Annotated in this window: 12 protein-coding genes, 1 tRNA gene and 2 pseudogenes; 5 read left to right on the top strand and 10 right to left on the bottom strand. The window is 67.9% G+C overall.

What is annotated here, in order from left to right:
• Positions 1 to 3 precede the first annotated feature (3 nt).
• The gene (locus G6034_RS07380; RefSeq protein ID WP_176634481.1) at positions 4 to 372 is read right to left on the bottom strand and encodes a DUF485 domain-containing protein; all 369 of its coding nucleotides are present in this window, start codon (positions 370 to 372) and stop codon (positions 4 to 6) included.
• Between the two features lie 190 nt (positions 373 to 562).
• Here G6034_RS07380 and G6034_RS07375 point away from each other — a divergent pair, with 190 nt between their 5' ends.
• The 4 genes from G6034_RS07375 to G6034_RS07360 all read left to right on the top strand — a co-directional run bounded on the left by G6034_RS07375 (position 563) and on the right by G6034_RS07360 (position 4577).
• Entirely contained in the window at positions 563 to 1783 is a 1221-nt protein-coding gene (locus G6034_RS07375; RefSeq protein ID WP_425485478.1) for a GAF domain-containing sensor histidine kinase, read from the top strand.
• Between the two features lie 139 nt (positions 1784 to 1922).
• Positions 1923 to 2648, top strand: a complete 726-nt coding sequence (locus G6034_RS07370; protein WP_176634448.1) for a LytR/AlgR family response regulator transcription factor — start codon at positions 1923 to 1925, stop codon at positions 2646 to 2648.
• Positions 2649 to 2655: 7 nt separating this feature from the next.
• Complete coding sequence (locus G6034_RS07365) at positions 2656 to 3087, top strand: hypothetical protein (protein ID WP_246295400.1); 432 nt, start codon at positions 2656 to 2658, stop codon at positions 3085 to 3087.
• Positions 3084 to 4577: a sodium:solute symporter family transporter gene (locus G6034_RS07360; protein ID WP_176634447.1), complete on the top strand. Its 1494-nt coding sequence runs from the start codon at positions 3084 to 3086 to the stop codon at positions 4575 to 4577. Before G6034_RS07365 ends, G6034_RS07360 begins: the two co-directional genes overlap by 4 nt.
• Here the strand turns inward: G6034_RS07360 and G6034_RS07355 are convergent.
• The 6 genes from G6034_RS07355 to rpsB all read right to left on the bottom strand — a co-directional run bounded on the left by G6034_RS07355 (position 4574) and on the right by rpsB (position 10248).
• Positions 4574 to 5173, bottom strand: a complete 600-nt coding sequence (locus G6034_RS07355; protein WP_425485475.1) for a DivIVA domain-containing protein — start codon at positions 5171 to 5173, stop codon at positions 4574 to 4576. The genes G6034_RS07360 and G6034_RS07355 overlap by 4 nt on opposite strands.
• Before the next feature lie 66 nt (positions 5174 to 5239).
• On the bottom strand, positions 5240 to 6178 hold the full coding sequence (locus tag G6034_RS07350) for a phosphatidate cytidylyltransferase (protein WP_425485474.1): 939 nt from the start codon (positions 6176 to 6178) through the stop codon (positions 5240 to 5242).
• Between the two features lie 338 nt (positions 6179 to 6516).
• Positions 6517 to 7074, bottom strand: a complete 558-nt coding sequence (gene frr / locus G6034_RS07345; RefSeq protein ID WP_176634445.1) for a ribosome recycling factor — start codon at positions 7072 to 7074, stop codon at positions 6517 to 6519.
• 204 nt (positions 7075 to 7278) lie between these two features.
• Positions 7279 to 8040 (bottom strand): UMP kinase, encoded by a 762-nt coding sequence (gene pyrH / locus G6034_RS07340; RefSeq protein ID WP_176634444.1) that lies wholly within the window; start codon positions 8038 to 8040, stop codon positions 7279 to 7281.
• Positions 8041 to 8319: 279 nt separating this feature from the next.
• Complete coding sequence (gene tsf / locus G6034_RS07335; protein ID WP_176634443.1) at positions 8320 to 9147, bottom strand: translation elongation factor Ts; 828 nt, start codon at positions 9145 to 9147, stop codon at positions 8320 to 8322.
• Between the two features lie 150 nt (positions 9148 to 9297).
• Positions 9298 to 10248 (bottom strand): 30S ribosomal protein S2, encoded by a 951-nt coding sequence (rpsB, locus tag G6034_RS07330; RefSeq protein WP_176634442.1) that lies wholly within the window; start codon positions 10246 to 10248, stop codon positions 9298 to 9300.
• Positions 10249 to 10599: 351 nt separating this feature from the next.
• On the opposite strand from rpsB, the pseudogene G6034_RS07325 reads away from it, so the two are divergent.
• Positions 10600 to 11127: pseudogene (locus G6034_RS07325) on the top strand (peptidoglycan DD-metalloendopeptidase family protein); the annotation flags it as partial.
• Between the two features lie 107 nt (positions 11128 to 11234).
• Here the strand turns inward: G6034_RS07325 and G6034_RS07320 are convergent.
• The 3 genes and pseudogenes from G6034_RS07320 to G6034_RS07310 form a co-directional block, all read right to left on the bottom strand.
• Positions 11235 to 11600 (bottom strand): annotated as a pseudogene (locus G6034_RS07320) (acyl-CoA dehydrogenase family protein); the annotation flags it as partial.
• Positions 11601 to 11836: 236 nt separating this feature from the next.
• A tRNA-Ile gene (locus G6034_RS07315) sits at positions 11837 to 11910 on the bottom strand.
• Positions 11911 to 11996: 86 nt separating this feature from the next.
• On the bottom strand, positions 11997 to 13202 hold the full coding sequence (locus G6034_RS07310; protein WP_343037974.1) for a glycosyltransferase: 1206 nt from the start codon (positions 13200 to 13202) through the stop codon (positions 11997 to 11999).
• Positions 13203 to 13293: the final 91 nt, after the last annotated feature.

Here is a 13293-nt window from a genome sequence, read left to right as displayed (position 1 = left end):
CGCCTAGACCCCTTCCGTGGCCGAGCCGGCCGAGATTTGGGACTCCAGGCGGGTGCGGATCTTCGCGGCCTTGGGGTCCATCCTGCTGTTGGCGTAGTGGACGTACCACGTGGTGATGCCGAAGGTGGTGACAAACTGCAGCAGGCCCATGACCAGGCCGATGTTGATGGACCCCCACACCTTGATGGACATGAAGTCGTGGGCGTACGCCGCCAACAGGACGTAGGCGAAGTACCAGAGCAGGAAGCCGAGTGCTACGGGAAACACAAAGCTGCGGTGGCTCTTGCGAAGGTCCTTGAACTCCTCCGACTCCTGGACTTGGGCAAAGTCCACATCGGGACTTCCTGGGCTTGCTTGGGCAGAATTACCCATCATTCCTCCTTGAGTGATGTGATCCCTCTTACTATGGGGTGTTGCGGATCACACAAGGCGCCGACCGGGCGGCTGCCGCGCTGAACGGCGTCGACCGTGCGCCCAACGGCACGCCGGCCCATGGGGCGCACCTCGTGAAGGGACGACGCCGGCACGTGGCGCTAGTGTGTATCGCATGCCTCCTGCCGCCCTGAGTGACTCCACGCTCGTGCTCACCATCACCATCGCCGTGGTGGTCGCCGCCGTTGCCGTGGTGGCGGCGGCAGGATTGAGGCTGTCGCGGTCCCATCGCGAGCTGGGCACCGATGCGGAGCGGGCAACGTTCCGGACCCTGCACTCGGCCGCGGCGGCGGGCGCCCAGCTGCGCAACGGGCTGGAACCGGCGGGTGCGCTGAAGGCGAGCCGGCAGCTGCGCGCACTGCTGAACTGTGCGGCCTTTGCCATGACGGACGGGACCCGGCTGCTGGCTTGGGACGGGTCCGGGGCGGCGTCCAAGGAACCCGACCCGGAGGCGGTCATGGGCCTGGCCGCGCGCGCCCTGGGCAACGGGCGCACCCAGGTGGCCGTCCTCGATTCGGCCCTGAGGGTGTCGCTCGGCCTGCCGGAGGAGGGCTCGGGCCTGAAGGCTGCGGTGATCTGCCCGCTCAACGTCGACTCCCGCGTGGTGGGCACCGTGATCATCCTCAGCACGCAGCCCAGCGCCGGGCTGGTGCGGGCCACCAATGAGGTGGCCGGCTGGGTCTCCGCCCAACTGGAACTGGCGGAGCTCAGCGCGTCGCGCACGCTGCTGGTCGAATCGGAGGTCCGGGCCCTCCGCGCCCAGATCAGCCCGCACTTCATCTACAACTCGCTCAACGCCATCGCCTCGTTCATCAACACGGACCCCCAGCGCGCCCGCGACCTGGTGGTTGAGTTCGCGGACTTCACCCGCTATTCCTTCCGCCGCCACGGCGATTTCACCACCCTCGCCGAGGAACTGCGCTGCATCGACAGGTACCTGCTGCTGGAGAGCGCCCGCTTCGGCGACCGGCTGCAGATCAGCCTTCAAATTGCGCCCGAGGTCCTCAGCACTGTCATCCCGTTTCTCAGCCTCCAGCCGCTGGTGGAGAACGCCGTCCGGCACGGGCTCGAGGCGAGGGAGGGCCCTGGGCTGGTGCAGCTGTCCGCGCGGGACCTGGGCGCCTACACCCAGGTCACCATCGAGGACGACGGCGTGGGCATGGACCCCGAGGAGCTCCGAAACATCCTTGCCGGGCAGCGGGACGGCACCCATGTGGGCCTGCGCAACGTCGACGCCCGGCTGCGGCAGGTGTACGGCGACGACCACGGGCTGGCCATCGACACCGGGGTGGGACAGGGCATGCTGATCACCATGACGGTTCCCAAGAACCAGCCCGGCCACGACGCCTGAGCCGGCCCTCGGCCGCCAGCGCCTACCGTCCTCCCCAACCTCGCTCCGCTCGGTCGTGGCCCCTCGGCCGCTAGCGCCTATCGTCCTCCCCAACCTCGCTCCGCTCGGTCGTGGCCCCTCGGCCGCTAGGCTGGTCACCATGATCAACGTCCTTGTCGCCGACGACGAACTGCCCGCCGTCGAGGAACTCGCGTACCTGCTGGGCCGGGATCCGCGCATCGGCACCATCCACCGGGCCCCGGGTGGCGCGCGGGCCCTGGAAATCCTGGCCGAGGAGGACGTCGATGCCGCATTCCTGGACATCCACATGCCCGGCCTCAACGGCCTGGAGCTGGCGCGCGTGATCGGGCGCTCGCCCCGCCCGCCGTTGGTGGTTTTTGTCACGGCCGACGACGACCGCGCCCTCGAGGCCTTTGACCTCGCCGCCGTCGACTATCTGCTCAAGCCGGTCAGCACCGCGCGGCTGGCCAAGACGGTGGGGCGCGTCGCGGAAATGGTGGCCCAGCCGTCCGAGTCGCGGGAGTCGGAGCTGATTACCGTGGACCAGGGCGGGGTGAGCCGGATCATCCGCCTCGACGAGGTCAGGTTTGTCCAGGCCCAGGGCGACTATGCGCGGCTGCACACGGCCGAGGCGAGCTACCTGGTCCGCGTCCCCCTCTCGGACCTGGAGCAGCGCTGGCAGGCGTCCGGCTTCGTGCGCATCCACCGCTCCTACCTTGTCTGCATGCCGTTTGTCACCGCCCTGAAGCTGGGCTCCGCCAAGCCCACCGTCTCGGTTGCCAACACCGACCTGCCCGTGAGCCGGCGACACCTGCCCGCCCTGCGGGAGCATCTTCAGGCCACCCGCGTCCGGCCCCTGCCGTGAACCTGCCATGAACGACGACGGCGCCCCCGACTCCCAGCCCGGCCTCCGGCGGGTCCCCCCGCCGGCCCCGCCCGCTCCCGGCCGCGTACGCGTCGTGGCTCCGCGCAGCCAGGCCCGCTCCGTCGCCGCCGGCACCAGCGTCTCGCAGGAAGTGGCCGAGCAGTCGGCCGTGGGCGAGGTCATGGTGCGGTCGTTGATCCGGTCCCAGCTCCGGCTGGGTCTGGTGGTCAGCGCCGGCTTCGCGGCCGCCCTGTTGATTTGCTGGACGGCGGTGCGCTGGGTGCCGGACTTCGCTGACTGGCGGATCCTGGGCATTCCCGCCCCGTGGCTCATGCTGGGCGTGGGCGTGTACCCCATCATCGGCGCGTCCGCGTGGCTGTATGTGCGCGCGGCCACCCGGAATGAGGACCGTTACCGCGACCTGGTGGAGGGCAAGTGAATCCGGCCATCGGCTACACGGCCCTGATCTCGGTCTCCGCCATCACGGCCCTGATCGGCTTCTACGGGCTGCGGATCTCACGCACCACCAGCGACTTTTACGTGGCGTCAAGGACGGTGCCGCCGTGGTGGAATGCGTCAGCCATTGGCGGGGAGTACCTCTCGGCGGCCAGCTTCCTGGGCATTGCCGGGCTGATCATGATTTCGGGGATCGACGCCCTCTGGTTCCCCATCGGCTACACGGCCGGCTACCTCATGCTCCTGTTCTTCGTGGCCGCCCCGCTGCGCCGGTCCGGGGCCTACACCATTCCAGACTTTGCCGAGGCGCGGCTGGAGTCAACGGCTGCCCGCCACGTCACCAGCGTGCTGGTGGTGGTGGTGGGCTGGTTCTACATCGTCCCGCAGCTGCACGGGGCGGCCTTGACCATCCGCACCACCACCGGGCTGCCGGCGTGGGTGGGCGCCGGGGCCGTCGTCGTCATTGTCTGCCTGACCGTGATCACCGGCGGCATGCGCTCCATCACCTTTGTCCAGGCCTTCCAGTTCTGGCTCAAGCTGACGGCGCTGGCAGTGCCGGCCGTCTTCATCCTGCTCCAGCTGCACGGCGGGCCCACCGGGTCAGGCGCCGTGCCTGCCGGGACGGACTTCTTCCCCGCCGCGGCCCCGGCCGGCGCGGCCGGCACCTACGGGACGCTGTCGCTCATGGTGGCGCTCTTGTTCGGCACCTTGGGGCTCCCCCACGTGCTGGTGCGCTTTTACACCAACCCCGATGGCGCCGCGGCCCGCCGCACCACGCTGATCGTGCTCGGGCTGCTGTCCCTCTTCTACCTGTTTCCCACCATCTACGGGGTGGTGGGGCGGGTGTTCCTGCCCGGGCTGGCCGCGCACGGCGCCCCCGACGCGACCGTTCTGCTGCTCCCCGGCCGGCTCATTGGCGGGTTGGGCGGCGAGATCCTCTCCACCCTGGTGGTGGCCGGCGCCTTTGCAGCCTTCCTGTCCACCACCTCCGGGCTGGTGGTCTCGCTGGCCGGCGTCATCAGCCAGGACCTGCTGGGCGGGAGCGTCCGCGGCTTCCGGATTGCGGCCGTGGCCGCGGCCGTGGTGCCGCTGGGCGTGGCCCTGGGCACGGATTCGCTGGCCCTGGCCGGCAGCGTGGGGCTGGTGTTCGCCTTTACAGCCTCCACCGTGTGCCCGCTGCTGCTGCTGGGCATTTGGTGGCGCGGGCTGACCGACGCGGGCGCGGTGGCGGGCATGCTGGCCGGCGGGGTGCTGTGCGGGGCGTCGATGCTGGTCGGTGCGCAACTGGCGCCCGATTCACCGTGGCGCGGCATTTTGACGCAGCCCGCGGCGTGGACGGTGCCCGTGGCCTTTGCCACGATGGTGGCGGTATCCCTGGCAACGGCGGGCCGCCAGAGCCCGGGCGTTGCCAGGTTCATGTCGAAACTGCACGTGCCCGAACGCCCGCACGCGGCGCCGGGCCGCGCGCGCTAGCCGCCTGCGGGAATGTCAATCGCTGCCATGAGCTCCACCACGCGGTCAAGGAAGGCGTCCACCTGGCTTTCCTCATAGCCGTCGGCGCCCTTGGCCGGGGCAAACACGGCGCGTCGGACCACGTCCACGCTCAACTCGCCGTTGTCCTCAATGTAGGTGAGCAGCTCACGGCACAGCAGGTCCACGTCGTCGGTGTTGTAGCTCTGGACGTTCTTCCTGGAAGGGCGGCGGAACCGCTCGCCGTCGGGCCGGTGCAGGCGTCCGCGCAGGAGGGAGGCGGACTTTCCGATCTTGAGCATCCAGGCCTTCTCGCCCTCGGACTTGATCAGCAGTTCCTTTTCGCGGAGCACGAACTCGTCCTCGATCCGGTCCATGGCGGCGTCGACGGCCTGGGCGTTGTAGCCGCCGCGGGCCGGATCAAACGACGCCGTGCGGACGTCGTGGCTGGTGATGGCCACGCCGTTGGTGTCGGCATTGAGGAAGTAGGCGCGGGCGCGGTCCAGGAACACGTCAACCTGCTTGACGTTATACCCGATCTCCTTGGGACCAACCAGCTTGAACTTGGAGTTGGTGCGAGTCTTGTCTTCCACGGTCACAGTCATTCCTCGGGTGTCGTGCTTGCTTGGACGGGAACCGGCCCCGGACGCCCACCCAGGGGCGCATCAGAGCTGGCCTAGAACGCTAAAAGTGGCGTAGGCGACGGGCGCGGCGAACAAGATGGAGTCCAGCCTGTCCATGACGCCCCCGTGCCCGGGCAGCAGGTTGCTCATGTCCTTCAAGCCAAGCTCGCGCTTGACCATGGACTCGGCAAAGTCGCCGCCCGTGCCTGCAAAGACCATACCAACGGCCAGCACAAATCCGACCCACCAGGGCACCTCCAGGAAGAACATGGTGGCGGGGATGGCCACCACCATGGCGCCTCCCATGGAGCCGGCAAAGCCCTCCCAGGACTTCTTGGGGCTGATTTTCGGGGCCATGGGGTGCCTGCCGAAGAGCACGCCAACCAGGTAGCCAAAGGTGTCGTTGGCCACCACCAGCAGCAGCATGATGACCACCTCGATCATGCCCGGGTTCATGTCGGTCAAGTCGAGGGTGAGCCCGGTGGTGGGCGGACGGACCCCCTGCATCATGAGCAGGACAAAGCTGAGCAGGAAGGGGATCCACATGAGGACAAACACGCCGGCCAGGATGCTCTTGACCGCGCCAGGCTCGGAGTCCAGCGACCGCCAGAGCAGCGTGGCACCCGCACTGGCCACGAGGGCGAAGAGGAGCCCTTCCGAGCCGGCAAAATAGGCCGACGCCGGCATGGCGAGCGTTCCGATCATGACGGGGGTCAGCGGCAGCCGGATGCCGCGGGTGCCGACGGCGCGCGAGACCTCCCACACGCCCACGACCACGAACGCGGTGGCGACCACCACGAACGCGAGCGGAAAGAACAGGAGGCTGCCCAGGACCAGCACCAGCAGCGTGACGCCAACGCCGATGGCCGCGGGGAGGTCGCGGCCGGCCTTGGGCGTGCGCGGCGGCCGGGGAGCCGTCACGGACGCCGGCACGGGGGCGATGGGCCCCGGAGGCACAGGCACCGCGGGCAGGCCGGTCACGGACGCGGCACTCACCGGCGCGCGGGCGCCGTCGTCCCTGAAGGACGGAGCCTTCCGGCCAGGGGCACCTGGCCGCCCCGCCTTGGCGCCGGGAATCCTGGCCGCGGCATTCCCTGAGGGGGCCTTCCCTGAGGGGGCGGGCTTGTGCTGTGCCGCCTTGCTCGCCCTTGGTCTTTCAGGCGCGACAGCGGGAACCACGCCCGTCATTTCGGCAATGCGCCGCGCTTTCCGGGTCGGAAACTGGTGCTCGTCCAGGCCCGGCGGGGGGCTGGCGCCCGGGGTCGGTGCGTCAGGCGCCTCCCCGGGGGGACCGTCCTGCGCAGGCTTGGGGTCCGTCATTAGACCTCGAGAAGCTCGACTTCCTTGCGCTTGAGCAGCTCGTCAATGTTGTCCGTATGCGCCTTGGTCAGGGCGTCGAGTTCCTTTTCGGCGCGTGATCCCTCGTCTTCACCGGCGTCGCCGTCCTTGACGAGCTTGTCCAGCGCCTCCTTGGCCTTGCGGCGGATGTTGCGGACGGACACCTTGGCTTCCTCGCCCTTGGTGCGGACCAGCTTGACGTATTCGCGGCGGCGTTCCTGGGTCAGTTCCGGCATGACGACACGGATCACGTTGCCGTCGTTGGACGGGTTGGCGCCAACTTCCGAGGAGCTCAGGGCCCGCTCGATTTCGTGCAGGGCGCTCTTGTCGAAAGGGGTGATGAGCAGGGTGCGCGCTTCCGGCACAGCGAAGGACGCGAGCTGCTGCAGCGGGGTCGGGGCACCATAGTATTCGACCATCACCTTGTTGAACAAGGAGGCGTTGGCGCGGCCCGTGCGGACGGCGGAGAAGTCCTCTTTCGCGACCTCGATGGCCTTGTCCATCTTCTCCTCGGCCTCGAGCAAAGTTTCTTCAATCACGTCTATCTCCCTCAACATTAGTGAAATCACAACTCATCCGCGGCCTGCGCACGCGGCAATCCTGAACCCATCCTACCGTGAGCCGGCGGCCGGCCCGGCCCGGGACGGGCCCGGCCACGCCCCGGCTGCGGGCCAGCTGGTCCGCCGCGTTCCGGGCGTCATGGCGGGGCCGCCGCCCCTCCGCGCCCGGCCCCGCGGCGGCCGTTACGGGGTGACCAGCGTGCCGAGTTCCTCGCCGAGAATGGCGCGCGCCACGTTGCCCTCGCCCTCCATGCCAAAGACAAGCATGGTGACGTTGTTGTCCTTGCACAGGCTGAACGCGGTCTGGTCCATGACACGGATGTCGCGCGCCATGGCCTCGTCGTAGCTGAGGTGGTCCAGCTTTACCGCGGTGGGATCCTTCTTGGGGTCCGCGGTGTAGACGCCGTCCACGCCGTTCTTGGCCATCAGCACCACATCGGCATGGACTTCCAGGGCGCGCTGGGCGGCGACGGTGTCGGTGGAGAAGTACGGCAGCCCCGCGCCGGCCCCGAAGATGACCACGCGGCTCTTTTCCATGTGCCGGATGGCCCGGCGCGGGATGTAGGCCTCAGCCACCTGGCCCATGGTGATGGCGCTCTGGACGCGGGTGTCCACGCCGGCCTGCTCCAGGAAGTCCTGCAGGGCCAGGCAGTTCATGACGGTGCCGAGCATGCCCATGTAGTCGGCACGGGAGCGGTCCATGCCGGAGGCGGAGAGTTCGGCGCCGCGGAAGAAGTTGCCGCCCCCCACCACGATTGCGACCTCCACGCGGTCCACCGTGCTGGCGATCTGCTTGGCAATGTCGCGGATGGTGTCCGGGTCGACGCCGAGCTTGCCAGCGCCGAAAACTTCACCGGAGAGCTTCAACAGCACCCGGCGCCGTTTCGGGGTGCCGGAGGGGTTGTGGGCGATGTCCTGCGTGGGGCCTGGGGTGTTCGTTGTCATTTTGCCTTCCGTGGGAACCGGCCGCGTGTCAGGGGGCCGGTTCCACAATGCCGTTATGTCGGTGCAGTGATGTCGGTGCAGTGATGTCGGTGCAGTGATGTCGGTGCAGTTGCGGGGCAGGGCGGCGGCCCCGGGGTCCCGGCCACCTCAAGGGGGCGGCACGGGTGGGCGCCTCTAAAATCCTAACCGACACCGGGCATGAGGAAGGGGCAGCCGCGCAAGGCGGCCGCCCCCTGTGTGCCACATCCCATGGATGAGGCGCGTCAATGCCTGGGGTGCTTAGGCCCCGACGCGGAACCGGGCAAAGGCGGTTGCCTTCACGCCGGCTTCGCTCAGCACGGCGCCGACGGACTTCTTGGCATCCTTGGCGAAAGCCTGGTCAACCAGGACTATCTCCTTGAAGTAGCCGGTCAGGCGGCCTTCAACGATCTTGGTCATGGCGGCCTCGGGCTTGCCTTCGGCCTGCGCGGTCTCGGTGGCGATGCGGCGTTCGTTCTCGACGGTCTCCGCAGCGACGTCGTCGCGGGAGAGGAATGTCGGGGACATGGCGGCAATGTGCACGGCCACGTCGTGGGCAACTTCCTGGTTGGCGCCGTCGATGGCGAACAGCACGCCGACCTGGGCCGGGAGGTCCTTGGACGTCTTGTGCAGGTAGGCGTCAACCGTGGCACCTTCAACGCGGGCAACGCGGCGGACGGCAACCTTTTCGCCCAGCAGCGCACCGGCCTCGATGACCAGCTCGGACAGGGGCTTGCCGTCGACGTCGGCAGCCAGCAGCGCCTCAACATCGGTGGCGCCGGAGGCCAGTGCGGTCTCCAGGACCTTGTTGGCGAAGTCGATGAACGGGGCGGCCTTGGCAACGAAGTCGGTCTCGCAGTTGACCTCAACCATGACGCCGACGCCGTTCTCGACCTTGGCGGCGACCAGGCCTTCGGCGGTGGAGCGGCCTTCGCGCTTGGTGGCGCCCTTGAGGCCCTTGATGCGGATGTACTCCATGGCCTTCTCGGCGTCGCCGTTGGCCTCGTCGAGAGCCTTCTTCACGTCCATCATGCCAGCGCCAGTGCGCTCGCGCAGAGCCTTAATATCAGCGGCGGTGTAGTTCGCCATATGAACCCCTCAGTGTAGATATTTGTGTTTTTGTAACGTGCTTCACTGAACGCTGGCAGGACCGCGCCGCCTGGTGGGCGGTGCGATCCTGCCAGCGTCTAAGCTCTTGCATCCCGGCACAGCGTTGCCGCGAGTGCCGGCGGGCAGGATTTACTTCTCGGTTGCGGCTTCCGTGGCGGGGGCTTCCTCAACGGCGGCTTCCGCGGCGGGGGCTTCCGCAACAGGAGCTTCCGCAACCGGAGCTTCCTCAACGGGGGCTTCCGCAACCGGAGCTTCCTCAACGGGGGCTTCCGCAACGGGAGCTTCCGCAACCGGGGCTTCCGCGGCGGGAGCCTTGTCGCCTTCGAGGAGCTCGCGCTCCCACTCGGCCAGCGGCTCGGCCGCAGCTTCCTCGTTGCCCGTGGCCTTGGCGTTGCGGGCGATCAGGCCCTCGGCGACGGCGTCGGCGACCACGCGGGTCAGCAGGTTGACGGAGCGGATGGCGTCGTCGTTGCCGGGGATCGGGAAGTCGACGTCGTCCGGGTTGCAGTTGGAGTCCAGGATGGCGACAACCGGGATGTTCAGCTTGTGTGCCTCGTCGATGGCGAGGTGTTCCTTCGGGGTGTCGACGACCCAGAGCAGGGACGGGGCCTTGTTCAGGTTGCGGATGCCACCGAGGTTGGTCTGCAGCTTGGTCAGTTCACGCTTGAGGAGCAGGAGCTCCTTCTTGGTGTGGCCCGAGGAAGCAACGTCGTCGAAGTTGATCTCTTCGAGTTCCTTCATGCGCGAGATGCGCTTGGAGACCGTCTGGAAGTTGGTGAGCATGCCGCCCAACCAGCGCTGGTTCACGTAGGGCTGGCCCACGCGGGTGGCCTGCTCCGCGATGGCTTCCTGCGCCTGCTTCTTCGTGCCGACGAAGAGGACGGTGCCGCCGTGGGCGACTGTGGCCTTGACGAACTCATAGGCGCGGTCAATGAAGGACAGCGACTGCTGCAGGTCGATGATGTAGATGCCGTTGCGCTCCGTGAGGATGAATCGCTTCATCTTCGGGTTCCAACGACGGGTCTGGTGTCCAAAGTGGACGCCGCTGTCAAGCAGCTGGCGCATGGTTACGACGGGCATGCCGGCGCTCCTTCTTGTTTTATTTACGGTTCATTAGCGTGTCAACCTGCGGTGCGGTGTTCCGTCCGCAGGTTTTGCTCCTGGCACCCTATTGCGCGTCCATGTCCCGCCGCGGGGCGGACCGTATGGGCACAATCCATCGGCAGGACCCAGGTTTCCCGTGGGCACCTCGTCAGGGTGGGGTGCGCGTAGTCAGCGCACAAAAGAGCGCGCTGCTCCCACCATGCTACTACAGGGCTGCGGGGCACCACGCCACCATTGCCCCCTCCACAGGCGGGCCGCGCCGGCGCGTTGCGCCCAGTTTCCAAAAACAGCCGCGAGCGGCAGCCGCACAGGGGGCAGGCTGGGGGCATGAGCGCAACTTTTCCCCGGAAGCGGCCGTCGCGGCTGCCCTGGACAGTGGTCCTGGCCGCGGCCCTGCTCCTGTCCCCGGCGGCTTCCGCGGGCGGTGCCCCGGCGGGCTCTCCCCCGGGCGCACTGTCCCCCGTCCCGCAGTCCCCCGTCCCGCAGTCCCCCGTCCCGCAGTCCCCACATACGACGGCGGCCCGGCCCCTGCCGCCGTCCCTCGCCTGGGGCTGGCCGGTGGCCGGCAAGCCACGGGTGGCCCACGGCTTCGACCCGCCGGACAAGCCCTGGCTCGGTGGACACCGCGGCGTGGACCTGCTTGCGGCCCAGGGTACCGCCGTACTGGCGCCCACTGCGGGCGTGGTTTCGTTTTCGGGCGTGGTGGTGGACCGCCCGGTGCTGACCATCGCCACTGCCGACGGCTTGCGGTTGAGCTTCGAACCAGTCGCGTCCCCGCTGCACGCGGGGGACGCGGTTGCGCGCGGCGGTCCGGTGGGAACGGTGGCCGGGATCACGCATTGCGGCACGGGCTGGCAGGGCGGGGACAGCTGCCTGCACTGGGGCGTGCGCCACGGGGACACCTACTTGAACCCGCTGCAATTCATACTGGACCTGCGCCCGTCGGTCCTGTTGCCGCCGGGGAACGCCTTGGCGAGTGCGGACTGCCCGGCCTTGGCCAGGCCCCGGTCCTCGAGCCGGGCCAGGCGGACCGTCGTGCCCCTGCAGGCCTCAACGTTGACCAGCTTTTTCACGAGCTGGTCCTGGACCAGCCGGAAGGAGGCGATGGGCCGGCCGAACGGCTGGCGCTCCACCGCGTAGCGCCGGTCGGCGTCGAACGCGGCCGCCTGCGGGCCAACGGCCGGCCAGGCAAAGGACAGCCGGGTCACGTTCAGGACCTTGTTGGTGTCGCGCAAGCTGTTGCCGCCCGCCACCTTGAAGGCGTGCGGGACCACCACATTTTCCAGCGTGATGCCGGCGTTCTGCACGGTGCGCAGGGCCGTCATGTTTTGGATGTTCGTGGAGGCGCGGCCGGGCGGTCAACTGTAGCATTGGAGACTACGTTTCCTTTGCTTGGGAGGGCCGTTTAAAGTACGGGGCTCGACAAACGTTTTAGTCGCGAGTGACTTAATGTAACTACGTGACGAGGGCAACAAACCGGCGATCCGACGTCTCATCGACCCGCGCGCCCCGTGAAAATGAAAAGACCCCGGAATCGCCTGGATTCCGGGGACTTTTTTGCAAGTAGGGCCACTCGGACTTGAACCGAGGACCTTAGGATTATGAGTCCCGCGCTCTAACCAGCTGAGCTATGGCCCCTCGCAGCGCGCCCTCCCCCGCATGAAGCCCCGCGGGGCATTCCGGCCGCAGGGAAAAGCACTCCTGCAATACTAATGCGTCCTGCCCTAAACTGCGTGGTCCTCGTAGCTGCCGCCGCGATAGATGTCCTCAAAGGTGTCCAGCGTCTTCGCCAGGCCGTGGCGGGCCACCATGGAGTGGCTGGCGGCGCCCATGGCCGCCCGGTCCTCCGGCGAGAGCCGCATGACCATGGTGATCTTCTCCGCCAGGTCCTTGCTGTCATTGGGCTTGAACAGGTAGCCGTTGACGCCCTCCTCCACCAGGTGGGGCAGGGCCATGGCATCGGCCAGGACCACAGGGGTGGAGGCGCTCATGGCTTCCAGCGTCACCAGGGACTGCAGTTCGGCTGTGCCCGGCATGACGAACAGCTCGGCCTTGAGGTACACGTCGCGCAGGTCCTCGTCGCTGATCAGGCCGGTGAACGTGACGCGGTCGGACAGCCCCAGACTTTCGGCCTGCGCCTTCAACGCATTCTTGACCTCCCCGCCGCCCACCACCACCAGGTGGAGGTTGAGGTCGGCGGGCGTCTTGGCAATGGCGTCGATCAGCACGTCAATGTGCTTCTCCTCTGCCAGGCGGCCCACGAAGGCCACCGTCGGGTACGGGTTCCGCTCCAGGACTTCGCCTTCGGCCAGCTCGTAGTTGCCGGCGTCGATGCCGTTCGACAGGGGCAGCACCTTGCCCAGGAACGCGTGCTCGTGCATGGCCTTGGCAGCCAGCGGCGTGGGCGTTGTGACGACGTCGGCCCGGCTCATGACCTTGCCCATGTCATGCCAGGACACCCGGCCGACGATGTTCTTGAACCACTGCGGGAACGGCAGGAAGGGGTTCAGGTTTTCCGGCATGAAGTGGTTGGTCGCCACGATGCGGATGCCGCGGCGCTGTGCCTCGTAGATCACCTGCTCGCCGATCATGTAGTGGCTTTGCACGTGCACCACGTCGGGCTTGATGGTGTCGAACAGCGCGGCGACGTCCTTCTTGATCTCCCACGGCAGGCAGACCCTGAAGTATTCGTGCGTGGGTACGGGGCGGGACCGCAGCCGGTGCAGGGTGGCTTCGGCGCTCTTTTCCGTGTACATGGGGCCGCCGTCCGGGCGGAAGGTCATGACGTGGACGTCATGGCCGCGTGCCGTCATGCCGGTGGCCAGCCTGACGCAGAACTGCGCCGCGCCATTGATGTGGGGCGGGTAGGTGTCTGCGGCAATCAAGATGGTCAGCGGCTGCTGCGCGCTGTTTTCCGGGGTGGAAGTCACGGATAAAACTCCTGGTGGATTGGCGGGCCGCCGGACCGTTCCGGCGCCCCGACGCAGGGAACCGTAGGGGTTCCCAACGCCGTCGTACTTT

It is taken from the genome of Arthrobacter wenxiniae, assembly GCF_013376105.1.
Taxonomy (GTDB): domain Bacteria; phylum Actinomycetota; class Actinomycetes; order Actinomycetales; family Micrococcaceae; genus Specibacter; species Specibacter wenxiniae.
Note: the sequence above shows the minus strand (reverse complement) of the source record. Positions and strands in the feature narration are given on the sequence as shown.

What these genes read in the sequence shown, in the direction of transcription:
- pyrH (WP_176634444.1), bottom strand. Translation starts at nt 8,040, where the DNA reads ATGACAACGAACACCCCAGGCCCCACGCAGGACATCGCCCACAACCCC.
- tsf (WP_176634443.1), bottom strand. Translation starts at nt 9,147, where the DNA reads ATGGCGAACTACACCGCCGCTGATATTAAGGCTCTGCGCGAGCGCACT.
- rpsB (WP_176634442.1), bottom strand. Translation starts at nt 10,248, where the DNA reads ATGCCCGTCGTAACCATGCGCCAGCTGCTTGACAGCGGCGTCCACTTT.
- G6034_RS07370 (WP_176634448.1), top strand. Translation starts at nt 1,923, where the DNA reads ATGATCAACGTCCTTGTCGCCGACGACGAACTGCCCGCCGTCGAGGAA.
- G6034_RS07365 (WP_246295400.1), top strand. Translation starts at nt 2,656, where the DNA reads ATGAACGACGACGGCGCCCCCGACTCCCAGCCCGGCCTCCGGCGGGTC.
- G6034_RS07380 (WP_176634481.1), bottom strand. Translation starts at nt 372, where the DNA reads ATGGGTAATTCTGCCCAAGCAAGCCCAGGAAGTCCCGATGTGGACTTT.